The sequence below is a fragment of the Mycobacterium rhizamassiliense genome, assembly GCF_900157375.1.
Taxonomy (GTDB): domain Bacteria; phylum Actinomycetota; class Actinomycetes; order Mycobacteriales; family Mycobacteriaceae; genus Mycobacterium; species Mycobacterium rhizamassiliense.
Genome location: NZ_LT721901.1, coordinates 789,446 through 812,649 on the forward strand (window position 1 = coordinate 789,446; position 23,204 = coordinate 812,649).

The window sequence follows — 23,204 nt, forward strand, 5'->3', positions numbered from 1 at the left end:
TTATTGGGCTGAATCGCCACGCTTTCGCCCAAAAAGTCGACGTTGGGCGAAGTTAGGACTTGGCGCTGGCGAAGAACTGCAGCGCCGCGTTGTTGACCGCCTCCGGCCGCTCCAGGAACCCGAGGTGCCCGGCGTCAGGGATCTGCAGGTAGCGCCCGTTGGGCAGGGCGGAGGCGACCTCACGCCCGAGGTGTGGCGGCGTCACCACGTCGTCGGAGAACCCCATCACGAGCACCGGCGCGGCGATGCTGCGGTAGGCGGGCAGGCGGTTGTCCTTCGGCGAGACACCGAGTTGAGTGCGCAACCCCGCGGTGCGCTGCACCGGCCACGTGCTGAACATGGTGAACCAGTCCGCGATCGCCGCGTCGTCGTTGATCGTCTTGCGCGAAAAGCTTTCCAGGATGCGGACTTTCGCCTCATAGGCGGGCGGCAGACTGATACCGGAGCCGTAGAGCTCGTCCTCGGCGTCGTGAAAGGACTGGCGGGCCTTGTCCAGGCGGCCGCGGGTGGCCATCAGCACGGCGGCGGTGACCAGGTCGGGCCGGGCCACCATCAGCTCCTGGGCGATGAACGCGCCCATCGACACCCCGACGATGCGCGCCGGCGCGGCGTTTAGGGATTCGATCAGGGCGGCGGTGTCGGCGACCATGGTTTGCGTGGTGAAGCCCTCGGCGCTTCCGGTGGCGCCGATGCCGCGATTGTCGAACGTGATGACGCGGTATCCCGCCTGCAGGAAGGCCGGAACCTGATGCGGCAGCCAGGTGCGGCCCGGCCCGCCTTGGCCGGCGATGAACACCACGGGGTCACCGGACCCGCGGTCGTCGTAAGCCAGATTGGTCACCCGGACGACGGTACAAGCAGCGGGTAGCAGGCCTTGACCCGGTCGATCCACCACTGCCGCCGCTCCGGCGGGGCCGCCAGCGCCTGCAAGCGCGCCGGATCCGGCGTCACCGGCCCGACCGCCAGGCCGCCGTCGAGGGGCGCGGCGAACTCGGCGACGTCGTCCACGAACAGCCCGCCGGTGCCCAGCCCGCAGGCGTGGTCCAGCCGCGGCAGCGCCGCCGCCGCGCTCAGCCCGGCGGCGATCCCGACCGCCGTGTCCAGCGCGCTGGACACCACGACGGGGATGTCGATCTGCGCGGCGATGCCGAGCATCGCCGAAATGCCGCCCAGCGGAGCGACTTTGAGCACCGCGATGTCGGCTGCCCCGGCGCGGACCACGGCCAGCGGGTCGTCGGCCTTGCGGATGCTTTCGTCGGCGGCGATCGGCACGTCGACCCTTCGGCGCAGCGCGGCGAGCTCGTCGACGGTTGCGCAGGGCTGTTCGAGGTATTCCAGCGGCCCGTCGGCGGTCAGCGCGGCCGCGGCCCGCGCCGCCTGCTCGACCGTCCAGCCGCCGTTGGCGTCGACCCGCACGGTTTCGACCAGTTCGCGCACCGCGCTGACCCGCTCGACGTCGTCGGCCAGCGTCTGCCCCGGCTCGGCGACCTTGACCTTCGCCGTGCGGGCGCCCGGAAAGCGCGCCAGCACCTCGGGGACCTGGGCGGCGGCCACGGCGGGCACGGTGGCGTTGATCGGGATGCGCTCGCGGCGCGCCGGCGGCGGCTGCCGGTAGGCGCCCTCGATGCCGGCGGCGAGCCAGTGCGCGGCCTCCGGCGGCTCGTATTCGAGGAACGCCCCGAATTCGCCCCAGCCCGCCGGGCCCTCGATCAGGGCGACTTCGCGCGTCGTGATGCCGCGGAAGCGCACCCGCATCGGCAGGGCCACCACATGCAGTCGGTCCAGCAGCTCCGCGAGCGCCGGCGTCACGCGCCGTGGACCCGGCGGCCCGCCAGATACGTCGCGCGCACCTCGAGGTCGGCGATCTGCTCGGGCGGCACCGCGCGCGGGTCGGCCGACAGCACCACCAGGTCCGCGTACTTGCCGACCTCCAGCGAGCCGATCACGTCGTCGGCGAACAGCTGCCACGCCGCGTCGATGGTCTGCGCGCGAATCGCCTGCTCGACCGTCAGCCGCTCCTCGGGCGCCAGCACCCGGCCGCTGGGCGCGGTCCGGGTCACGGCGACGCTGATGTTGCGCAGCGGCTCCTCGGGCGTGACGGGCGGGTCGTTGTGCAGCGAGATGCGCATGCCGGTGGCGACCGCGGAACCTGCTGGCATCCAACGAGATCCGCGTTCCTCGCCGAACAGGCCGTCGACGATGACATCGCCCCAGTAGTGGATCTGGTCGACGAAGATGCTGCACGTGACGCCGAGGTCGTGGGCGCGCTGCAGCTGCTCGGGCCGGATGGCGCCGACGTGCTCGAGGCGCAGCCGGTGATCGTCGCGCGGGTTGGCGCGCAGCGCCTCCTCGTACACGTCGAGGATGGTGTCCACGCCGGCGTCGCCCTGCACATGGCAGGCCATCTGCCAGCCCCGCGGGTAGTAGGCGGCGACGATCTCGCGCAGCTGCTCGGCGGTGTAGTTGGCGCAGCCGCACGACCCCTTTGGGATGCCGATGGAGCGGGTGGCCTCGGTGTCCAGGTAGGGAAACGACAGCGCGATGTTGCCGATCCAGGGCGAGCCGTCGACCCAGATCTTGATGCCGACCTGGCGCACCAGGTCGTCGCCCTGGCCGGGCGCGGCGTCGGTGGCCATCTTCGGGTTGGACACCTCGTAGGTGCGCAGCCGGACGGTGAGCTGCCCGTGCATGCGGGCGACCAACGGCCCGAAGTTCGGGTCGTAGGCCATCTCCGAACAGGTGGTCAGCCCGGCCCGGTTGAGCCGGGTGCACTCGGCGAGCAGCATCGCCGGGTAGTTGGTGCCGTCGATGGCCCCGCCGAGCAGCGGGAACACCGCGGCGATCTCCTCGGCGGTGCCGTCGAGTTCGCCGTTGGCGTCGCGGCCGTATTTGGCGCCCTTGGGGTCCGGGGTGTCGCGGGTCAGCCCGTGCAGCCGGGCGGCGTGCGAGTTGAAAAAGGCCTTGTGCCCGGAATTGTGGATGATGACCAGCGGGCCGTCCGGCGCGACGCCGTCCAGCCAGCTCAGCGTCGGATCGGGCAGGCCGGTCTGCAGCAGCGCGTCCCAGCCGTTGAGGTAGGCGCCGTCGGTCCCCCGCCGCGCGACCTCCTGGCGGACCGCGGCCACCACGTCGTCGGGCTTGCGGATGGTGACCGGGCGGATGTCGATGATCCGGTCCGAGAGCGCGACGGCCTCCATCAACGGATGGCCGTGCGCCTCAATGAATCCCGGCATCACGCAGCCGTCACCGATGTCGACGGTTTCGGTGGCCGGGCCGATGAAGGCCTCGATCTCGGACCGATCGCCGACGGCGACGATCCGGCCGTCGGCGATGGCGAGCGCCTCGGCCGTGGGCCGAGAGGCGTCGACGGTCAATACGGTTCCGGTGATGACGAGGTCTGCATCGGCCATGGGCTAAAAGCCTAGTGGCGATCGCAAGTGCGGCGAAGCCGGACGAAGCGGGTCGCCACAAGTCAGGCCCAGTCTGCGGGCGCTATTCGAGGGGGTGGCAGACAGGAATTGCAACACGTTCTAGTCTTGCCACATGAGTGACGAGTTGCTGCGCCATCCGACCCACAACGGCCACTTACTGGTGGGCGCGCTCAAGCGCCACAAGGACAAGCCGGTGCTCTTCCTCGGCGACACCACGCTGACCGGCGGTCAGCTCGCCGAGCGGGTCAGCCAGTACACCCAGGCGTTCGAGGCGCTGGGCGCCGGCACCGGCGTCACCGTGGGGCTGCTCTCGCTGAACCGTCCCGAGGTGCTGATGATCCTCGGCGCCGGCCAGACCCAGGGCTACCGGCGCACCGCGCTGCACCCGCTGGGCTCGCTGGACGACCACGCCTACGTGCTGTCTGACTGCGGCGCCACCTCCCTGATCGTCGACCCCAACCCGGCGTTCGTCGAGCGCGCGCTGGGGCTGCTGGAGAAGGTCGACTCGCTCAAGCAGATCCTCACCATCGGGCCGGTGCCCGAGGCGCTCAACGGCGTGGCGGTCGACCTGTCGGCCGAGGCGGCCAAGTACGAGCCCAAGCCGCTGGCGGTCGCCGAGCTGGCGCCCGACCACATCGGCGGCATGGCCTACACCGGCGGCACCACCGGCAAGCCCAAGGGCGTGATGGGCACCACCGGCAACATCGCCGCGATGACGCAGATCCAGCTCTCCGAATGGGAATGGCCGGAGAGCCCGCGGTTTTTGATGTGCACCCCGCTGTCGCACGCCGGCGCGGCATTCTTCACCCCGACGGTCGTCAAGGGCGGCGAGATGGTGGTGCTGAGCAAGTTCGATCCCGCCGAGGTGCTGAAAACCATTGAGGAGCAAAAGATTACGGCTACCATGCTGGTGCCGTCGATGCTCTACGCGCTGATGGACCACCCGGATTCGCACACCCGCGACCTGTCGTCGCTGGAGACCGTCTACTACGGGGCTTCGGCGATGAACCCGGTGCGGCTGGCCGAGGCGATCCGACGGTTCGGCCCGATCTTCGCCCAGTACTACGGGCAGTCCGAGGCGCCGATGGCGATCACGTATCTGGCCAAGGCCGACCACGACGAGAAGCGACTGACCTCCTGTGGGCGCCCGACGCTGTTCGCGCGGGTGGCGCTGCTGGGCGAGGACGGCAAGCCGGTGCCGCAGGGCGAGCCCGGCGAGATCTGCGTCAGCGGGCCGCTGCTGGCCGGCGGCTACTGGAATCTGCCGGAGGCGACGGCCGACACCTTCAAGGACGGCTGGCTGCACACCGGTGACATGGCCCGCGAGGACGATGACGGTTTCTTCTTCATCGTCGACCGCGTCAAGGACATGATCGTCACGGGCGGCTTCAACGTGTTCCCCCGCGAGGTCGAGGACGTCATCGCCGAGCACGCGGCCGTCGCGCAGGTGTGCGTGGTCGGCACCCCGGACGACAAGTGGGGCGAGGCCGTCACCGCCGTCGTGGTGCTGCGCTCCGATGCCCCGCGCGACGACGCCGCGATCGAGGCGATGACCGCCGAGATCCAGTCCGCGGTCAAGGAACGCAAGGGCTCGGTCCAGTCGCCCAAGCGGATCGAGATCGTCGACGCGCTGCCGCTGACCGGCCTCGGCAAGCCGGACAAGAAGGCCGTGCGGGCGCGGTTCTGGGAGGGCGCCGGCCGCGCCGTCGGTTAGGTCTGTGCACCGAACGTGACGCTGCAGTCACGGTCGAGGCCCAGCGTGACGGTGCAGTCACGCTCGGCCTACTAGGTAGCGACGCCGGCCGCCAGCAGGTCGAGCATGCGGCCGGTCTGCTCGGGTGAGCCGGTCGTCAGGAAGATCCCGATCAGGCTGCCGACCACGTCGTCGGCCTGCACGTCGGCGCGCAGGGTTTCGTCGTCGGCCCCGGCCCGCAGCAGCATGTCCACCGCGCCGACGATGCTGTCGCGCGTCTGGCTGGCCTCCATGGCGCCCGACTCGAAGATCGCGTGCAACGACTCGGCCATCCCCCGCTTGGCGGCGACGAAGCTCGCGTATCGATCCATCCAGCGCCGCAAGGCAATTCGGGGCGTATGCCGTTGTAGCAGCTGCCCGGCCGCCGCGGCCACCTCGGCGAGCTCGGCGCGGAACACCGCCTCGACGAGCGCCTCGCGGCTGGGGAAATGGCGATACAGCGTGCCGATGCCGACGCCGGCGTCGCGCGCGATCGATTCCAGCGACACCGGGCGCCCCTGCGCGGACGCGAACGCCGCGGTCGCCACCTCGAGGAGCTTCTCGCGGTTGCGGCGCGCATCGGAGCGAACCGGTTCGACCAAGCGGAGGTTCCTCCGTTTCTGCTAGGCTCGGGGGGACAAGCGGAGGGTCCTCCGCATTTCCCAGTGTACGGAGGGAAGCACCATGACGGACAAGCCACAACCCGGCGGTGTCGGCCGCATCGGTTCCTCGACGGTCGCCCGCGTCGGTTACGGCGCGATGCAACTCTTCGAGCCCTCCGAAACCGACGCGGTCGCGGTCTTGCGCCGGGCCGTCGAGCTCGGCGTCAACCACATCGACACCGCGTCGTTCTATGGCCCCGGCGAGGTGAACCGCCGGATCCGCGCGGCGCTGGCCCCCTACCCCGACGATCTCGTCATCGTCAGCAAGGTCGGGGCGCGATTCACCGGCGAACGACCGATACCCCTGGCCGCCGCGCAACGGCCCGCCGAGCTGCGCGCGGCCGTCGAAAGCGACCTGAGCCAGCTCGGCCTCGACTGCGTGCCGGTGGTCAACCTGCGGCGCATGGACGTCGGCATTGGCGTGGGTGCCGAGGGCGACCAGCTCGTCGATCTCGACGACCAGCTCGCCGAGATGATCGCGCTGCGCGACGAGGGCAAGATCGGCGCAATCGGTGTCAGCAGCGTGCCGGCCGACGTGGTGCGCCGGGCGCTGCCCGTCGGGATCGTCTGCGTGCAGAACCCCTACAGCCTGCTGGACCGCGAGCAGGAAGACGCGCTGGAATTGTGCGAGGCCGAGGGCATCGCGTGGGTGCCGTACTTCCCGCTCGGGTCGGCGATACCGGGGTTCCCCAAGGTCGTCGATCACCCGGTGGTGATCGAGGTGGCCGGCGAAATCGGTGCTACCCCAGCCCAAGTCGGGCTGGCGTGGCTGCTGGCCCATGCGCCGAGCACGCTGCTAATTCCGGGCACCGGGTCGGCCGCGCACCTCGACGAGAACATCGGCGCCGGCGACATCACCTTGAGCGCCGACGCCGTCGCGCGCTTGGACGCGGTGGCAACCTGACGGTCCGCGCACGTCCCCGAGTAACGTCGCTGGCATGACCAAACCGGTGCGGCCGCCATGGTGGCTGAAGCCGGCCAACAAGGTGTTCATCCGAATGTCGCGGCTGGGAATGAGTTTCGGCGGCGAGAGCCCCGTCGTGCTGACGGTGCAGGGCCGCAAGTCCGGGCGGGATCGGTCGACGCCGGTGACGCCGATGACGGTCGAGGGCAAAGAGTATGTGGTGGCCGGGTTTCCGGGTGCCGACTGGGTGGCCAACGTCCGGGCCGCCGACCAGGTGACCATCGCCCGCGGCCGGCACTCGAAGCGGGTGCGGATGGCGGAGTTGTCCGCGGCGGATGCGCGGCCGATCCTGCGGCTGTTCCCCAAAGAGGTGCCCACGGGCGTGGGGTTCATGAAGCGATCCGGGCTCGTCACCGAGGGCAGTCCCGACGAGTTCGAAGCCCTTGCGGGCCGCTGCGCAGTGTTCCGCCTGGACCCGGTATAGGAGTGCAAAGACATTGAGTGACAATCCTTTTCACGCCGATCAGTGGAAGCCGGTCGACGGATTCGGCGATCTGACCGACATCACCTATCACCGGCACGTCGACGACGCGACGGTGCGGGTAGCGTTCGACCGCCCCGAGGTGCGCAACGCGTTTCGGCCGCACACCGTCGACGAGCTGTACCGCGTCCTCGACCACGCCCGGATGTCCTCGGACGTCGGCGTGGTGCTGCTGACCGGCAACGGGCCGTCGCCCAAGGACGGCGGCTGGGCGTTCTGCTCGGGCGGCGATCAGCGTATCCGCGGGCGCTCCGGCTATCAGTACGCCTCCGGCGAGACCGCGGACACCGTCGACGCGGCCCGCGCCGGGCGGCTGCACATCCTCGAGGTGCAACGGCTGATCCGCTTCATGCCCAAGGTGGTCATCTGTCTGGTCAACGGCTGGGCCGCCGGCGGCGGGCACAGCCTGCACGTGGTCTGCGACCTCACCCTGGCCAGCCGCGAGCACGCCCGGTTCAAGCAGACCGACGCCGACGTCGGCAGCTTCGACGGCGGCTACGGCAGCGCGTACCTGGCCCGTCAGGTCGGCCAGAAGTTCGCCCGCGAGGTCTTTTTCCTGGGCCGCCCGTACACCGCCGAGCAGATGCACCACATGGGCGCGGTCAACGAGGTGGTCGATCACGTTGAGCTGGAACGCACCGGCATCCAGTGGGCGCGCGAGATCAACGCCAAATCGCCCCAGGCGCAACGGATGCTGAAGTTCGCGTTCAACCTGCTCGACGACGGCCTGGTGGGCCAACAGCTGTTCGCGGGCGAGGCCACCCGGCTGGCCTACATGACCGACGAGGCCGTCGAGGGCCGCGACGCGTTCCTGGAGAAGCGCGACCCGGACTGGAGTCCCTTCCCGCGCTATTTCTAGGGGCAAACCGCCGCCGCCTAGACTTCGGCCCGTGAGCAAGAGTCCGCTTCGCCGCCTCGCCGACCAGGTCATCCTGGCCAGCATGCGGCCGCCCATGTCACCGCAAGTGCTGGTCAACCGGCCCGCGATCAAGCCGATCGACCTCGAGGGGAAGCGAATCCTGCTGACCGGCGCGTCGTCGGGCATCGGCGAAGCCGGGGCCGAACGGCTGGCCGAGCACGGCGCCACCGTGGTGGTCGTCGCCCGCCGTCAGGAGCTGCTGGACGCCCTGGCCGACCGCATAACCCAGGCCGGCGGCGAGGCCATCGCGATCCCCTGCGACGTCTCGGACATGGACGCCGTGGACGCGCTGGTCGCCGACGTCGAAAAGCGGCTGGGCGGAATCGACATCCTGATCAACAACGCCGGCCGGTCCATCCGCCGGCCGCTGGCCGAGTCGCTGGACCGCTGGCACGACGTCGAGCGAACCATGGTCCTCAACTACTACTCGCCGCTGCGGCTGATGCGCGGGTTCGCGCCGGGCATGCTGGATCGCGGCGACGGCCACATCATCAACGTCTCGACGTGGGGGGTGCTGTCGGAGGCCTCGCCGCTGTTCGCGCCCTACAACGCGTCTAAAGCGGCCCTGTCGGCGGTGAGCCGGGTCGCCGAAACCGAGTGGGGTCAACGCGGCGTGCATTCGACGACGCTGTACTACCCGTTGGTCGCCACCCCGATGATCGAGCCGACAAAGGCCTACGACGGGCTGCCGGCGCTGACGTCCGACGAGGCCGCCGAGTGGATGGTCACGGCCGCCCGTACCCGGCCGGTGCGCATCGCGCCGCGGATGGCGATCGCGGCGAGGGCACTGGACACCGTCGGGCCCCGCTTCGTGAACACGATCATGCAGCGCCAGAACCTGCAACCGAATCGCGCGGCCGAATAGCCGAAGCGCACCACGTGGTAGACACGACCGTATGGAGATCCTGGCCAGCCGGATGCTGCTGCGGCCGTCGGACTATCAGCGGTCGCTAGCCTTCTACCGCGACGAGATCGGCCTGGCGATCTGGCGCGATTACGGCGCTGGCACAGTCTTTTTCGCGGGGCAGTCGCTGCTGGAGCTGGCCGGCTACGGCGAGCCCGACCGCGCCCAGGCTGCCTTCCCCGGCGCGTTGTGGCTCCAGGTCCGCGACATCGAGGCCGCCCAAGCCGAATTGACAGGCCGCGGAGTGCACATTGCCCGCGAAGCGCGGCGCGAACCGTGGGGGTTGAAAGAGATGCACGTGACCGATCCGGATGGCCTGACGCTGATCTTCGTCGAGGTGCCGCCGGAGCATCCTTTGCGCCGCGACACCCGAGGTGAACAGGAGGGAAACTCCGGTTAACTGACAGGTAACATCTGGCGACGATTCCTAGCTAACCTGCGTTTCCGCGTGTGTGCGTTCGACAATAAGTTCCTCCTACCACCAGAATCAGGGCTTGTGGACATACAACTGTTCCTCTTGATCATCGTCGTAGTCACGGCACTCGCTTTCGATTTCACCAACGGCTTCCACGACACCGCCAACGCGATGGCCACCTCCATCGCCAGCGGTGCGCTCAAGCCCAAGGCGGCCGTCGCACTCTCCGCGGTGCTCAACCTGGTGGGCGCGTTCCTGTCCACCACCGTCGCGGCGACGATCGCCAAGGGCCTCATCGACTCGAGCATCGTCTCGCTGGAACTGGTGTTCGCCGGCCTGGTCGGCGGCGTCGTCTGGAACCTGCTGACCTGGCTACTCGGCATCCCGTCGAGCTCGTCGCACGCGCTGATCGGCGGCATCGTCGGTGCCACCATCGCGGCCGTGGGCGCGCACGGGGTGATCTGGTCGGGCGTGATGTCCAAGGCGATCATCCCGGCGGTCGCGTCGGTGTTCGTGGCCCTGCTCGTCGGCGCCTGCGCAACCTGGGCGGTCTTCCGGATCACCCGCGGCCTGCAGAAGGAGCGCACCGAGGCCGGGTTCCGGCGCGGCCAGATCGGCTCGGCGTCGCTGGTCTCGCTGGCGCACGGCACCAACGACGCCCAGAAGACGATGGGCATCATCTTCCTGGCGCTGATGTCCTACGGGTCGGTCAGCAAGAGCGCCGCGGTGCCGCCGATGTGGGTCATCGTGGCCTGCGCGCTGGCGATGGCCACAGGTACCTACCTGGGCGGCTGGCGGATCATCCGCACCCTCGGCAAGGGCCTCGTCGAAATCACGTCGCCGCAGGGCATGGCCGCCGAGTCATCTTCGGCCGCAGTCATTCTGCTGTCGGCTCACTTCGGCTACGCGCTGTCGACCACCCAGGTCTGCACCGGTTCGGTGATGGGCAGCGGGCTGGGCAAGCCCGGCGGCGAGGTGCGCTGGGGCGTGGCCGGACGGATGGCGGTCGCGTGGCTCGTCACGCTTCCGCTGGCCGGGCTGGTCGGGGCGATCACCTACTGGATCGTGCACTACATCGGCGGGTACCCCGGCGCCATCGTCGGCTTCGGTCTGCTCGTTGCCGTCTCGGCCGTCATCTACCAGCGGTCGCGCAAGAACAAGGTCGACCAGAACAACGTCAACGACGATTGGAAGGGCGACCTGACCGCCGGACTTGACGCTGATGAACAGAAGCCACCCGGCAGCAACGACCCCCGGGTCGGCGATGACACTGTGAGCGCCGGGAGTCCCTCATGAATCAGCTGGCCGCGTGGTTCAACTACGAAGCGACCCTGAAGATCCTGCTGTTCAGCATGTTGGCCGGCGCGTTCCTGCCGGGGCTGTTCGCCGTCGGGATCCGGCTGCAGGCTCTCGGCGCCGGAGGCGCCGGCGCCGACGGCCGCACGTCGCAGCCGAACCCGGTGCTCTCGGGCCTCGCCTGGCTGATCTACGCGCTGGTCGTCACGGTGATCGTTTTCGGCGTGCTGTTCATCGCCCGTGACTTCATCGCGCACCACACCGGCTACCCCTTCCTTGGGGCCAGGCTTAAGTAGCATCGAGTCGTCGTCCACCCCGAACTACCGAGCCCCTGGGCGGAGTTGATCTAAGTGAACCGATTCCTTACTTCGGTGGTCTCGTGGTTGCGCGCGGGGTACCCCGAAGGCATTCCTCCGACGGACTCCTTTGCGCTGCTGGCCCTGCTCGCCAACCGGCTGTCCAATGATGAGGTCAAGCTCGTGGCCAATGAGCTGATGCAGCGCGGCGATTTCGACACGATCGACATCGGCGTGGTGATCAGCAAACTCACCGACGAGCTCCCGTCCGAAGAGGACGTCGAGCGGGTGCGGAGCCGGTTGGCCGCCCAGGGCTGGCCGCTGGACGACCCGCACGACGACGAGCACGACCTGCCCGGCGGCGAGGCGCGCGCATAGCTGTTCTGCGTGCGCTGCGCGTCGCACCCGGCTCCGCCACCGCAGTACTCTTGCCCGCCCTCGAGCGGGTGCTCGACGGCCGCGAACCCGCGCTGGTCGCGGTGGCGCCCGGTGACGAGGCCGAGCTGCCCACGCTGCGGGTGGGCGAGGCCATCGACGACGACGTGGCCCTGGTGGCGACGACGTCGGGAACCACCGGTGCGCCTAAGGGTGCCCTGCTGACCGCCGCGGCGCTGACCGCCAGCGCGCGCGCAACCCACGAACGCCTCGGCGGCCCGGGCAGCTGGCTGCTGGTGCTGCCGCCACACCACATCGCCGGAATCCAGGTGCTGGTGCGCAGCCTGGTCGCCGGCTCGACGCCGGTAGAGATCGATGTTTCCCACGGGTTTGACGCCGCCGAACTGCCCGCCGCCGTCCGCGCGCTGGGCACCGGCCGCCGGTACACGTCGTTGGTCGCGGCCCAGCTCGCCAAGGCCCTCGCCGACCCAGCCGCGGCGGCCGCGCTGGCCGAACTGGACGCCGTGCTGCTCGGCGGCGGCCCCGCCCCGCGACCGGTCCTCGACGCCGCGGCGGCCGCCGGCATCGCGGTGGTCCGCACCTACGGGATGAGCGAGACCGCGGGCGGCTGCGTCTACGACGGCGTCGCGCTGGACGGGGTAGCCCTGCGGGTTGATGGCGGGCGCATCGTGATCGGCGGTTCGACGCTGGCCACGGGCTACCGCAACCCGGTGGACCCCGACCCGTTCGCCGAGCCGGGCTGGTTCCGCACCAGCGACGTGGGCGCGCTCGACTCCGGCGTGCTGACCGTGCTGGGCCGTGCCGACGACGCGATCAGCACGGGCGGGTTGACGGTGCTTCCGCAGCCGGTCGAGGCGGCGCTGGGCAGCCATCCCGCCGTCGGTGACTGCGCGGTCATCGGCGTCGCCGATGACCGGTTGGGACAGCGGGTGGTGGCCGTGATCGTGGTGCGCGACGGGTGTACGGCGCCGACGCTGGAGGCGCTGCGCGCGCACGTCGGCCGCACGCTGGACGTCACCGCGGCCCCCCGCGAGCTGCACGTCCTCGACGCGCTGCCGCGGCGCGGAATCGGCAAGGTGGACCGCGCGGTCCTGGCGCGCCGCTTCGCCGACGATCAATAGGCTGGACACTCGTGAGAGTCGCTCGCCGCGAGATCGCCGCGGCCACCGGCGCGCTTGTCCTGGTGGCCGCCGCCGTGCTGCTCCCGTCGCTGGACTGGGGCGTCAGGCCGCGGCTCGACATCGGCCCGGAACGGTTCGCTACCCATGCCGAGGCGGCCCCGCTGTTCGCCGCCTGGGAAATCCACGCCAGCTGGGGGACGGTGCCCGCGCTGCTCATCGCCGCGGCGGCGGTATTGTGGGGACCCCTAGTGGCACAACGTCTTTCGTGGCGCGCGCTGACACTGAGCAGCTGGGCGGTGGCCTGCGCCTGGGCCTTCGCCCTGGCGATGATCGACGGCTGGCAGCGCGGCTTCGCCGGTCGGCTGACGACGCGGGACGAGTACGTATCGCAGGTGCCGGGCATCACCGACATCCCGGCGGCGCTGCGCTCGTTCTCCAGCCGGATCCTGGACTTCCAGCCGAACTCCTGGGTGACGCACGTGTCGGGGCACCCGCCGGGTGCGCTGCTGACGTTCGTGTGGCTCGACCGCCTCGGTCTGCATGGCGGCGCCTGGGCCGGTCTGCTGTGCCTGCTGGCCGGGTCCAGCGCGGCGGCCGCCGTGCTGGTTGGCGTGCGCGCGCTGGCCAATGAGCAGACGGCGAGGCGGGCCGCGCCGTTCGTCGCGGTGGCGCCGACGGCCATCTGGGTGGCGGTCTCGGCGGACGGCTACTTCGCCGGGGTCGCGGCCTGGGGGCTGGCACTGCTGGCCGTCGCGGTGCACGGCCGCGCCCGGTTCGCGTGGCTGACGGCCGCCGCGGCGGGCCTGCTGCTCGGCTGGGCGGTCTTCCTCAATTACGGCCTGGGCCTGCTGGGCCTTCCGGCGCTGGCGATCCTGGTGTCCGCCCCCGGATTACGCAGCGCACTGCGGGTTTTCGGGCCGGCGGCCCTGGCCGCACTGGCCGTGGCGGCGTGCTTCACGGTCGCCGGGTTCTTCTGGTTCGACGGCTATACGCTTGTGCAGCAACGCTATTGGCAGGGCATCGCCAACGACCGGCCGTTCCAGTACTGGTGGTGGGCCAACCTGGCCTGCGTGGTGTGCGCGATCGGGCTGGGTAGCGTCGCGGGCCTCACCCGGGCGTTCGACCGGACCGCCATCCGTGCGCGCTCCGGGTTGCACCTGCTGCTGCTGGCGATGCTGATCGCCATCGCCTGCGCGGACCTGAGCATGCTGAGCAAGGCTGAGGTGGAACGGATCTGGCTGCCGTTCACCGTCTGGCTCACCGCGGCGCCCGCGCTGCTGCCGGTGCGGTCGCACCGGATATGGTTGGCGCTCAACGCCATTGGTGCGCTAGCGATCAACACCGCCTTGGTGACGAACTGGTAGCCGGGTATGACCGATCAGCCGGGTCTGGCGCGCCGACTCAACACCACCGACGCCGTGGTGATCGGGCTGGGGTCAATGATCGGCGCCGGGGTGTTCTCGGCGTTCGGCCCGGCCGCGCGGGCCGCCGGCGCAGGCCTGTTGATCGGGCTCGCGCTGGCTGCGGCGATCGCCTACTGCAACGCCACCGCGTCGGCGCAACTCGCCGCGGTGTATCCGGTGTCGGGCGGGACGTACAACTACGGGCGCGAACGCCTCGGTGAGTGGTGGGGGTTCATCGCCGGATGGGGATTCGTGGTCGGCAAGACCGCGTCGTGTGCGGCCATGGCGCTGACCGTCGCCGCCTATGCGGTGCCCGGGGCGGCGGTGTGGGCGCAGCGGGCCGTCGCGATCGCAGCCGTGCTGTTGCTGACCTCGGTGAACTACCGCGGCGTCACCAAAACGGCGGCGCTGGCCCGAATCCTGTTGGTATGCACGCTGATTGCGCTGACCGCGGCGGTGGTGGGCATCGCGATGGGCAGGCCGGAGCCGCCACAGCTGTCGTTGAGCGGCGGCGGCTATGGCATCCTGCAGTCGGCCGGGCTGCTGTTCTTCGCGTTTGCCGGCTATGCCCGGATCGCGACGATGGGCGAAGAGGTGCGCGACCCCGCGCGCACGATCCCGCGGGCGATTTCGCTCGCCCTGGCGATCGCGGTCGCGATCTATCTGGTGGTCGCCGTGGCCGCGTTGGCGGCCGCGGGCCCCGACCGCCTGGCCCACGCCGCGGCGCCGCTGACCGAGGCGGTCCGGGCCGCCGGGCACCCAGCCCTGGTGCCGGTAATCACGGTCGGGGCCGCGCTGGCCAGCATGGGCGCGTTGCTGGCGTTGATCGCCGGGCTGGGCCGCACCACGCTGGCGATGTCGCGTCATCGCGATCTGCCCGAGTGGCTGGCCGCCGTGCATCCGCGGTATCACGTGCCGCACCGCGCGGAGATCACGCTTGGCGCCGTCGTCTGCGCGCTGGTGGCCATCGTCGACCTGCGCGGCGTGATCGGTTTTTCGTCGTTCGGGGTGCTGATCTACTACGCGATCGCGAACGCCGCCGCCTTCACGCTGCCGGCTGCCCGCGGCGCGCTGCGGCGCCGCGTCCTCAGCGCCTGCGGCCTGGGCGGCTGCCTGCTCCTGGTCGCCACCCTGCCGTGGCAGTCGGCGGTCGCCGGCCTGGCCGTGTTCGCGGTCGGAATCGCCGGTCGCGCAATGCTTTTACGGCGCCGCGCCTGACGGCGTCGAGTGTGCGGCCACGGCGGGAATTCGGCGATTTTGCGCCCAGGACGCACATTCAACTCCCGCGCCGCACGCCGGACGCCAAGGCTGGAAGCCCGCGGCTAGAGTCCGGCGGCGCGGGTGATCCGCGCGAAGCGGCTGTCCGGGCCGCAGGCGTCACGCACCGCGGCGACGTCGTCGGCGAAGTCGAAGTCCGCCAGCTGCTCCACCTGCTCGACGCCAACACCGTTGTCGCGCAATGCCTTTAACGTGAGCTCGCCGGTGTCGGCCTGAGACATCGGAACGTCGCGCAGGCATTCGGTCATCGCGGGCACGCGCACCCCGAGTAGCCACCATCCCCCGTCGCTGGCCGGCCCGAGCACCGCGGGCGCCTGCAGCAGTCGGCGCGCACAATCGGCCAGCAGCTCCGCGGAGACCTGGGGTGTGTCCATCCCGATCTGCAGCACCGGATAGCCGCCGGCCGAATCGGCGTGGGCGTTGGCGAGCCGGTCGGCGAAGCTGTCGCCGCGCTGCTCGATCACCGTGAACGGCTCGAGCCCGTGGCGGATCTGCGGGGCGCCCGCGGCGGCGTCCAGATCGCCGGTGAGCGCCACCACCCGGGATGCGACGGGCGCTTCCACCACGGCGTCGAGGGTGTCCAGCAGCGCGGCGGCGGCGATCTCGGCGGCGAGTAGATCGCCGACCGTCGCGGCCAGCCGCGTCTTGGCCCGGCCGGGTTCGGGTGCCTTGGCGACCACCAGCACCGTCACCGGCAGACCGTTCATGAGATCACCTTCCAGAAGTCCAGGATCGCCGTGACGCTGCCGCGCAGCGAACCGCTGACCTTGGACACCCCACCCGTTCGTGGGCCGTAGCTGACGTCGAACTCCTCGACGCGCCAGCCGGCGGCCGCCGCACGCACCAACAGTTCCAGCGGATACCCCGAACGCCGGTCGACCACACCAAGATTGAGCAGGGCTTCGCGGCGGGTCACCCGCATCGGGGCGACGTCGTGTACCGGCAGCCCGTGCCGGGTGCGCAGCCGCCAGCTCATCACCACCGTGCCGACCCGGGCGACCCACGGCCAGTGCAGGCCGGGCACCGGGCTGCGGCGGCCCACCACCAGGTCGACGCCCTGCTGCAGCGCGGCCACCAGCCGCGGCAGCTCGGCGGGGTCCATCGAGCCGTCGGCGTCGATGACCGCAACGATCGGCGTCGTCGCGGCGACCACCCCCGCGTGCACGGCCGCGCCATACCCGGGCCGCGGCTCGGCGACCACCTCCGCGCCGTGCCGCGCGGCCACCGCCGCGGTGTCGTCGGTGCTGTTGTTGTCGACCACCAGCGCTCGATAGCCGGCCGGAATGGCCGCCAGCACCGCCGGCAGCGACTCCGCCTCGTTCAAACAGGGCAGCACCACCGTGACGAGTTCGTCGGGCACGCCCTTGACCCTAGACAGCCGCGGTCAGAATCCGCTGTGGGAGTGCGGCTGCTGCGGGACGACCGGCTTGGGAACCGTCGCCTGCGTGTGCGGCGCCGTGATCGTCGGCTGCGTCGGAGCCACCGTCGGCTGCGTCGGCGCCTTGGTGGTCGGCGCGACCGTCGTCGGGGCGGCCGTCGTCGGCACCGTCGTGGGCGCGACGGTCGTGGTCGGCGTGAGCGGCGTGTACTGCGTCGTCGTCGGGGCGACCGTCGTGGTCGGCGTCGACGAGGACGTATGCGGGGTGGTCGTTTGTGTCGTCTCGGTGGTCGGAGTGGTCTGCGTCGTCGTCGGAGTCGACGAAGTCGTCGGCGTGGACGTCGTAGTCGGAATCGTGGTCGTCGTCGTCGGAATCGTGGTCGTTGTGGTCGGCGTCGTCGGAGTGGTCGGAGTCGTCCAGGTCGGCGTCGTCGGGTAGTACGGCGGCCAGTAGGGCGGCGGCTGCGGGCGCCAGCCGGGATACGGAACGATGATCGGAACCGGAATCGGCACAAGCGGATTCGGGTTGGGCACGAAACCGGGAGCGCCCGGCACGCCCGGGGCGCCCGGCGTGATCGGAGCGACCGGGGCTGGCGGTGCGGCCGGGGCCGGGATCGTGCCGCCCTGGTATCCCGCGTTGGGCGCGTCGATCGAGGGCGGCGGCACCGGCGCCTGCTGCTGGGTCGGCAGCAGCGGCATGAACTTGCCGGGGGCGGCGTTCTGGTGCCCGATCACGGGTTCCGCGCTCGCGGTCGGGCGGACGGCGACGGCCACCGCGACGGCCAGCGACGCGACGCCGATCACCGCGAACGCGATGACCGCGTTGCCCACCAGCAGCGAGCGCCTGCTCAGCTTCAGCGGGCCGGTCTCGGCTTCGGAATCGTAGTAGTCGTCGAACTCGTCGAGATCGCCCGGCGGCAGATCGGCCTCGTCCTCGGCGGCCAGCGAATAGGCCAGCTGCGCGTCGGCCGCCTGCGCCTCGGCCGGCACGATCGTCGTCGCATCCGGATCCAGCCCGGCCGCCGGGGCCATCGCCGTCTCGTCGCCGGTCAGCCCGAGCGCCGGGGCCATGGCCGTCGCATCTGGGCCCAGCGCGGCCGCCGCCATCGCGGCGCCGCGAGCCAACGCGAACGTCGGGTCCTCGGGGATCTGCACGCGCATCGTCGACGACTCGCGCAGCTGCTCGGCGACCCGGTCGAGATCACCGGACGCGCCGACCAGCAGGACATCCTGCGGGGCGTCGGGCGCCTCGCCGATCCTGGCCATCATCGTGTCCAGCGCGGCCGTCGCGTCGGCGGTCACCGACCCCTGGGCCAGCAGCGTGGGCGGCGCGTCGTCGTCCGCCTCGGCCGAATCCACCAGCGAGAGCGTGGCCGTCGCGTCGTCGAACAACAGGGCGCTGCCCGGCCGACCGGCCGCGCGCATCAGGGCCTTGACGGCCTGCGACTCCGAAAGCACCGCGACGTTGTGGACCCCGGAATCCTCCAGCGCGCGGCGCAGCTGGTCGGCCTGGGGATGGTCGGTCCAGCACACCCGAGTGCCGACCAACCGATGGTTCTCGCCGGCCAACAACCGATTGGTGCCGACGACCGTCTCCCGAAGTTGCTCGATGGGGTCGTTAGCCAGGTCGACGACGGACTGGTCGATAACGGCGGTTGCCTCCGCGCCCGTTCCGACAAGGGCCAAGCGCGCAATGGGGCCGGTGACCGCAACCCCCAAAACGACGTCCATCCCGGCTCTCCTTCGGCTGGCCACCCCAGACCAGCATCTTCCGGCATCACTACACTGCGATACCGACGGCACTGATAATCAACGTTCGCCTACGAGCGCAGCGTAACCGGGTTCGCAAACCGCGGCGCGAAACCGAGTCTGCGGAGCCGGACCTTGTTAGCCACCGACGCGTCGTCCGAACGGAGATTATGTTTCCAAGTAAGCAACGCAGTCGTGGCGGCAGGGGGTTCCCTCCCTACACACGCGAAATTGCCCGGCCCTTAACCGTCCTCGATACCCGGGGGTAACCGTGAGTCAGAGCAGCGACGATGCACCGACCGGCCCCATCACCGGCGGCCACGCACAGCAGACTCCTACGCTTGACACAGGCCGCGCCCACGAGCCGGCCGGGGCCGTAGCGGCCGTGCAGCCGCCCCGGCGGTGGACCATCGCGGTCGCGCTGACGTCGGCCGCGTTGCTGATCGTCGCCCTGCTGCTGCCGTGGAACCTGTACTTCGGCATCGGGATCCCGGACAGCAGCATGATCCTGTTCTGGGTGCTGCTCGGTGTGACGGTGCTTTCCCTGATCTCGGTCGCGCTGGGCGCTTCCCGGCGACCGGCCGGCGGCCTGCGGTTCTGGCTCAACGTCCCCTACCTGCTGCTGGTCCTCGCGTTCGTCTGCTTCGACGCGTACGAGACCGTCCGGTTCGGCGGCACCGTGACCGTGCCGGGCGGCGTCGGGCCGGGAGCGTGGCTGGGCGTGGCCGGTGCGCTGCTGAGCGCGCAACCCTCGCTCACCGGCGCGGCCGCGGAGGAGCCCGGGTTCGACCGGTGGACGCGGTCGGCCCGGATCATCGGCTACGCGTCGATTTTGGGCGCGATCGCCAGCTTCGGGTTCAACCTGTACTGGCGGATCCGCTACGCCGTCCAGAACGCGGACGGCTCAACCGGGTTCGGCGACCAGAACATCGCGGTCATCGCCACCGCCGTGGTCTATGGCATCGTCGCGCTGATCGCCGTGTTCGTCGCGTCGCGCTGGCTGCTGCGCAAGTCCCCGGGCTCCCGGCTGGACACCGTCGCCCTCGGGATCTCGACCCTGATCGCCGGGATCGTCGTGTGGGCCCTGCCCGTCGGCCGCGACATCGACGCGTTCCATGGCATCGCGCAGAACACCTCGACGGCCGGGGTGGGCTTCGAGGGCTACCTGGCGTGGGCGGCGGCCGCCGCGATCTTCGCGCCGCGCGCCCTGGCCCGGCAGCGCCACCCCTCGACGAACGAGGAGAACGCGTGGCGCGCGGCGGCCCGAAATGGCTTGCTGCTCATCGCCGTATGGTGCCTGGGTTCGGTGGCGATGCGCATCGACGATCTCGTCGTCGCGGTGACGCTGAACTACCCGTTCTCGCGGTACGACACCGTGGTGCTGGCCGCGTTCGATCTGGTGACCGCGGTCCTGGCGATCTGGTTGCGCATCAACCTCGTCAAGCAGACGATGTCGGCGCGGTTGACGTCGTCGCTGTGCGGGCTGGTCGCGACGCTCAGCGTCGCGCGGGTGGTGATCGGCGTCGTGCTGGCTCCGCGCTTCGCCCAACCGCCCACCGGCCCGGTCGAAAACCCGGTCTACGGAAACGATTTGGCCCAGCAGATCACCAGCCTGTTCGACGTCGCGCTGAGCGTGCTGGGCGTGTGCATCCTCGCAGCGGCGATCATCACCGGCCACTTCAGCGGCCGCCGGCTGCGGCGTCAACAGCGCCGCGTCGCCCGCAAGGCCGCCGCCCCCGCCGCCGCGCACGCGCGGGAGGCCCAGGAGACGACGCGCATCCCGGTGGGCACTCCGCCGCCGTCGGCCGCGACGACCACCCGGATCCAGACCGGCCCACCCCGGCTGTTCCGGGGTGACGACTCGGCCACCAGCCAGATACCGGTGCCGAAGCCGAAGATCTTCCGGCCCCCGAACGACTAACGTAACCGCAAGTCGCGCAGGGATTTAGCGCAGTGGCGCGAAGGCGAAGTCGTGCAGGCCCGCGCGCGGGTCGATCCCCGCGCGAAAACCCAGCACCTGCGCGGCCCGGCCGGGGTCGGCGACGATATGGCGGACATCGCCGCTGCGGTACTGCCCGGTGACGACCGGGGACAGCGAGCTGTCCCGCGCCTCGCACAGCGCGGTGGCCACCTCCAGGATGGAGATGGGCCGCCCCGAGCAGACGTTGACCGCGGTGAAGCCGTCCGAATGCTCGGTGGCCGCCAGGTTGGCCGCTGCCACGTCGTCGACGTGTACGAAGTCGCGCATCTGCCCGCCGTCCTCGAAAACCCTTGGCGGTTCGCCCTTTTCCAGCGACGAGCGGAAGATCGCCGCGACCCCGGAATAGGGGGTGTCCCGCGGCATGCCGGGGCCGTAGACGTTGTGGTAGCGCAGCGCCAGCACCGAGCCGCCCGTCGACTCCGACCACGCCAGCGCGTAGTGCTCCTGCGCAGTCTTGCTGGCCGCGTACAGGCTGCGCGGCCGCAGCGCCGCGTCCTCGTCGACGAGCCGCCACGACAGCTCCTCGCCGCCGCGCGGGCAGCGGTGCTCGAACACTCCGGCGTCCAGATCGGCGCGCTGCCGCGGCAGCGGGTCGACCGGCCCGTGCTCGGGGCAGGCGTAGTTGCCCTGCCCGTACACCACCATCGACGACGCCAGCACCAGCCGCCGCACGCCGGCGGCGTACATCTGCGCCAGGAGCACCGTGGTGGCCAGATCGTTGTGGCCGCCGTAGGCGGGCGCGTCGGCGGCGTCCACCCCGGCACCGACCATCGCGGCCTGGTGACACACCAGGTCGACGCCGTCCAGCAGCGGTGCCAGCGCCTCGCCGTCGCGAAGGTCGACTCGCCGGCAACCGTTGGGCAGCACGGCGTTTGGGCCGTGGGCGGCAGGCAACAGCAGGTCGACACCGATCACCTCGTGGCCGGCCGCGCGCAGCGCCGCGTCCACCCGGGAACCGATGAAGCCGGCCGCGCCGGTCAGCAGCACCCTCATGGCAGCTCGAACGGCAGCGTGACGCCGGTGTGCGCCAGGCAATGCGGGCAGTCGCGGTCGACGGCGACCCGCCCGATCGCCTCGCCCACCAGCGTCTTGAACGACACCATGTTCTTTTCGAATTCGGCGTACACGTCGACGGCCTTCACCCCCTCGCCGGCGGCCACACCGGCGTCCAGGTCGGTCACCAAAGCGATTGCGGCATAGCAGATTTCGAGTTCTCGTGCCAGCACCGCCTCCGGGTAGCCGGTCATGTTGACCAGAGTGAACCCGGCCGAGGCGAACCACTGGCTTTCGGCCCGGGTGGAAAACCGCGGCCCCTGGATCACCACCATCGTCGCGCCGTCGACCACGTCGGGCAGGCCGGTGGCCGCGCCGCGCAGCGTCGGGCAATAGGGGTCGGCGAAATCGACGTGGATGGCCCCGGAATCGAAGTATGTGTCGGCGCGGCCCCTGGTGCGATCCACCAGTTGATCGGGAACCACCACCGCCCCCGGGCCGTACGCGGGGTTCAGGCTGCCCACCGCGCACGGCGCGAACACCCGTCGCACCCCGAGCTTGCGCAGCGCCCACATGTTGGCCCGATACGGCACGGTGTGCGCCGAGAACTCGTGGCCGGCGCCGTGCCGCGGTAGGAATGCGACCTCGTGCTCGCCGATGGTGCCGACGGCGACCGCGGCGCTGGGCTCGCCATACGGGGTGTCCACCGTGACGCTGCGGACGTCGGAGTCGAAGAACGTGTAGAAGCCGCTGCCGCCGATCACCCCGAGCATCCACCCATTGTTTCCCATCGCCCGCGGGCGATCCCATGTGCGGGGCGATGCCGACATCCTGACAGGATGGTTCGATGGCCAATTTCGCGCAGTGGATCTCGGGTGCGCGCCCGCGGACGCTGCCCAATGCGGTGGCACCGGTCATCGCGGGCACCGGCGCGGCGGCGTGGCTGGGATCGGCCGTGTGGTGGAAGGCCCTGCTGGCACTGGCGGTCGCGCTCGCGCTGATCGTTGGCGTCAACTACGCCAACGACTACTCCGACGGGATCCGGGGCACCGACGACGACCGGGCCGGCCCGATGCGGCTGGTGGGCTCGCGGCTGGCGACCCCGCGGTCGGTGCTGACCGCCGCGGTGACCAGCCTGGCGGTGGGTGCGGTGGCCGGCCTGGCGCTGGCGCTGGCGAGCGCGCCCTGGCTGATCGCGGTCGGCGCCGCCTGTATCGCCGGGGCGTGGCTGTACACCGGCGGGTCGAAACCCTACGGCTACGCGGGTTTTGGCGAGGTCGCGGTGTTCGTGTTCTTCGGTCTGGTCGCCGTGCTCGGCACGCAGTACACCCAGGCGTTGCGGGTGGACTGGGTGGGCCTGGCACTGGCCGTCGGGATCGGGGCGCTGTCGTCGGCGGTGCTGGTGGCCAACAACCTCCGCGACATCCCGACCGATGCGCAGTCGGGCAAGATCACGCTGGCGGTGCGCCTGGGCGATGCCCGCACCCGGGTGCTCTACCAAGCGCTGCTGGCGACCGTCGGGGTGCTGACGCTGGTGTTGCTGCTCGCCACGCCCTGGTGCGCCGTCGGGCTGGTGGCCACGCCGCTGGCGCTGCGCGGCGCGCGTCCGGTGCGCTCCGGTGGCGGCGGGCCGGCGCTGATTCCGGTGCTGCGCGACACCGGCCTGGCCATGCTGGTGTGGGCGATCGCGGTGGCGGCGGCGCTGGCGCTGGCACCCGCGGCGTAGCGCGCAGCAAACGCGGGATCACCACGCGGCGACGGGCCCGATAACAGCGAGGGATTGACTTCCAGGGCCGTTTCCCTGC

23 protein-coding genes are annotated in these 23,204 nt (G+C 70.7%); 14 read left to right on the forward strand and 9 right to left on the reverse strand.

Features of this window, described 5'->3' with window-relative positions; all coding sequences use genetic code 11:
• Nucleotides 1–52: 52 nt before the first annotated feature.
• The 3 genes from MRAB57_RS03915 to MRAB57_RS03925 are packed head-to-tail and all read right to left on the reverse strand — an operon-like array spanning nucleotide 53 to nucleotide 3,410.
• Complete coding sequence (locus MRAB57_RS03915; protein ID WP_077086392.1) at nucleotides 53–841, reverse strand: alpha/beta fold hydrolase; 789 nt, start codon at nucleotides 839–841, stop codon at nucleotides 53–55.
• Nucleotides 838–1,755 (reverse strand): o-succinylbenzoate synthase, encoded by a 918-nt coding sequence (locus tag MRAB57_RS03920; RefSeq protein WP_245836056.1) that lies wholly within the window; start codon nucleotides 1,753–1,755, stop codon nucleotides 838–840. Before MRAB57_RS03920 ends, MRAB57_RS03915 begins: the two co-directional genes overlap by 4 nt.
• A gap of 50 nt (nucleotides 1,756–1,805) precedes the next feature.
• Nucleotides 1,806–3,410 (reverse strand): amidohydrolase, encoded by a 1,605-nt coding sequence (locus MRAB57_RS03925; RefSeq protein WP_077086394.1) that lies wholly within the window; start codon nucleotides 3,408–3,410, stop codon nucleotides 1,806–1,808.
• A gap of 133 nt (nucleotides 3,411–3,543) precedes the next feature.
• On the opposite strand from MRAB57_RS03925, the gene fadD8 reads away from it, so the two are divergent.
• Complete coding sequence (gene fadD8, locus MRAB57_RS03930) at nucleotides 3,544–5,145, forward strand: fatty-acid--CoA ligase FadD8 (protein WP_077086395.1); 1,602 nt, start codon at nucleotides 3,544–3,546, stop codon at nucleotides 5,143–5,145.
• Between the two features lie 71 nt (nucleotides 5,146–5,216).
• Here the strand turns inward: fadD8 and MRAB57_RS03935 are convergent, their stop codons facing one another.
• Nucleotides 5,217–5,765 carry a TetR/AcrR family transcriptional regulator gene (locus MRAB57_RS03935; RefSeq protein WP_077086396.1) on the reverse strand — a complete coding sequence of 183 codons (549 nt, stop codon included), beginning with the start codon at nucleotides 5,763–5,765 and terminating at the stop codon, nucleotides 5,217–5,219.
• Nucleotides 5,766–5,847: 82 nt separating this feature from the next.
• Here MRAB57_RS03935 and MRAB57_RS03940 point away from each other — a divergent pair, with 82 nt between their 5' ends.
• The 11 genes from MRAB57_RS03940 (at nucleotide 5,848) to MRAB57_RS03990 (ending at nucleotide 15,238) form a co-directional block, all read left to right on the forward strand.
• Nucleotides 5,848–6,729: an aldo/keto reductase gene (locus MRAB57_RS03940; protein WP_077086397.1), complete on the forward strand. Its 882-nt coding sequence runs from the start codon at nucleotides 5,848–5,850 to the stop codon at nucleotides 6,727–6,729.
• A gap of 34 nt (nucleotides 6,730–6,763) precedes the next feature.
• Nucleotides 6,764–7,213, forward strand: coding sequence for a nitroreductase family deazaflavin-dependent oxidoreductase (locus tag MRAB57_RS03945; RefSeq protein ID WP_077086398.1), 450 nt, complete (start codon nucleotides 6,764–6,766; stop codon nucleotides 7,211–7,213).
• A 13-nt stretch (nucleotides 7,214–7,226) separates the two neighbouring features.
• On the forward strand, nucleotides 7,227–8,129 hold the full coding sequence (locus tag MRAB57_RS03950; protein WP_077086399.1) for a 1,4-dihydroxy-2-naphthoyl-CoA synthase: 903 nt from the start codon (nucleotides 7,227–7,229) through the stop codon (nucleotides 8,127–8,129).
• A 31-nt stretch (nucleotides 8,130–8,160) separates the two neighbouring features.
• Nucleotides 8,161–9,054, forward strand: a complete 894-nt coding sequence (locus MRAB57_RS03955) for an SDR family oxidoreductase (protein WP_077086400.1) — start codon at nucleotides 8,161–8,163, stop codon at nucleotides 9,052–9,054.
• A gap of 31 nt (nucleotides 9,055–9,085) precedes the next feature.
• The gene (locus MRAB57_RS03960; protein ID WP_077086401.1) at nucleotides 9,086–9,493 is read left to right on the forward strand and encodes a VOC family protein; all 408 of its coding nucleotides are present in this window, start codon (nucleotides 9,086–9,088) and stop codon (nucleotides 9,491–9,493) included.
• A 96-nt stretch (nucleotides 9,494–9,589) separates the two neighbouring features.
• Complete coding sequence (locus MRAB57_RS03965; protein ID WP_077086402.1) at nucleotides 9,590–10,804, forward strand: inorganic phosphate transporter; 1,215 nt, start codon at nucleotides 9,590–9,592, stop codon at nucleotides 10,802–10,804.
• Entirely contained in the window at nucleotides 10,801–11,100 is a 300-nt protein-coding gene (locus tag MRAB57_RS03970) for a hypothetical protein (RefSeq protein WP_077086403.1), read from the forward strand. Before MRAB57_RS03965 ends, MRAB57_RS03970 begins: the two co-directional genes overlap by 4 nt.
• A gap of 54 nt (nucleotides 11,101–11,154) precedes the next feature.
• Nucleotides 11,155–11,478 carry a DUF3349 domain-containing protein gene (locus MRAB57_RS03975; RefSeq protein WP_077086404.1) on the forward strand — a complete coding sequence of 108 codons (324 nt, stop codon included), beginning with the start codon at nucleotides 11,155–11,157 and terminating at the stop codon, nucleotides 11,476–11,478.
• A gap of 68 nt (nucleotides 11,479–11,546) precedes the next feature.
• Nucleotides 11,547–12,617, forward strand: coding sequence for an o-succinylbenzoate--CoA ligase (menE, locus tag MRAB57_RS03980; RefSeq protein ID WP_245836057.1), 1,071 nt, complete (start codon nucleotides 11,547–11,549; stop codon nucleotides 12,615–12,617).
• Nucleotides 12,618–12,628: 11 nt separating this feature from the next.
• Nucleotides 12,629–13,981: a hypothetical protein gene (locus MRAB57_RS03985; RefSeq protein WP_077086406.1), complete on the forward strand. Its 1,353-nt coding sequence runs from the start codon at nucleotides 12,629–12,631 to the stop codon at nucleotides 13,979–13,981.
• A gap of 6 nt (nucleotides 13,982–13,987) precedes the next feature.
• Nucleotides 13,988–15,238, forward strand: coding sequence for an APC family permease (locus tag MRAB57_RS03990; RefSeq protein WP_077086407.1), 1,251 nt, complete (start codon nucleotides 13,988–13,990; stop codon nucleotides 15,236–15,238).
• A 104-nt stretch (nucleotides 15,239–15,342) separates the two neighbouring features.
• Here MRAB57_RS03990 and MRAB57_RS03995 read toward each other — a convergent pair whose 3' ends face one another.
• The 3 genes from MRAB57_RS03995 to MRAB57_RS28465 are packed head-to-tail and all read right to left on the reverse strand — an operon-like array spanning nucleotide 15,343 to nucleotide 18,407.
• Complete coding sequence (locus MRAB57_RS03995) at nucleotides 15,343–16,005, reverse strand: TIGR04282 family arsenosugar biosynthesis glycosyltransferase (RefSeq protein WP_077086408.1); 663 nt, start codon at nucleotides 16,003–16,005, stop codon at nucleotides 15,343–15,345.
• The gene (locus tag MRAB57_RS04000; RefSeq protein WP_077086409.1) at nucleotides 16,002–16,658 is read right to left on the reverse strand and encodes a glycosyltransferase family 2 protein; all 657 of its coding nucleotides are present in this window, start codon (nucleotides 16,656–16,658) and stop codon (nucleotides 16,002–16,004) included. Before MRAB57_RS04000 ends, MRAB57_RS03995 begins: the two co-directional genes overlap by 4 nt.
• Before the next feature lie 24 nt (nucleotides 16,659–16,682).
• On the reverse strand, nucleotides 16,683–18,407 hold the full coding sequence (locus tag MRAB57_RS28465) for a DUF7159 family protein (protein ID WP_173813891.1): 1,725 nt from the start codon (nucleotides 18,405–18,407) through the stop codon (nucleotides 16,683–16,685).
• Nucleotides 18,408–18,810: 403 nt separating this feature from the next.
• Between MRAB57_RS28465 and MRAB57_RS04020 the strand changes: the two genes are divergently transcribed.
• Nucleotides 18,811–20,346, forward strand: coding sequence for a DUF7937 domain-containing protein (locus MRAB57_RS04020; protein ID WP_245836058.1), 1,536 nt, complete (start codon nucleotides 18,811–18,813; stop codon nucleotides 20,344–20,346).
• A gap of 24 nt (nucleotides 20,347–20,370) precedes the next feature.
• Here the strand turns inward: MRAB57_RS04020 and MRAB57_RS04025 are convergent, their stop codons facing one another.
• Entirely contained in the window at nucleotides 20,371–21,399 is a 1,029-nt protein-coding gene (locus MRAB57_RS04025; protein WP_077086411.1) for an NAD-dependent epimerase/dehydratase family protein, read from the reverse strand.
• On the reverse strand, nucleotides 21,396–22,172 hold the full coding sequence (locus tag MRAB57_RS04030; RefSeq protein WP_216823768.1) for an S-methyl-5'-thioadenosine phosphorylase: 777 nt from the start codon (nucleotides 22,170–22,172) through the stop codon (nucleotides 21,396–21,398). The genes MRAB57_RS04025 and MRAB57_RS04030 overlap by 4 nt, the downstream gene beginning before the upstream one ends.
• A 74-nt stretch (nucleotides 22,173–22,246) precedes the next feature.
• On the opposite strand from MRAB57_RS04030, the gene MRAB57_RS04035 reads away from it, so the two are divergent.
• The gene (locus MRAB57_RS04035) at nucleotides 22,247–23,125 is read left to right on the forward strand and encodes a 1,4-dihydroxy-2-naphthoate polyprenyltransferase (RefSeq protein ID WP_077086413.1); all 879 of its coding nucleotides are present in this window, start codon (nucleotides 22,247–22,249) and stop codon (nucleotides 23,123–23,125) included.
• Nucleotides 23,126–23,204 lie beyond the last annotated feature (79 nt).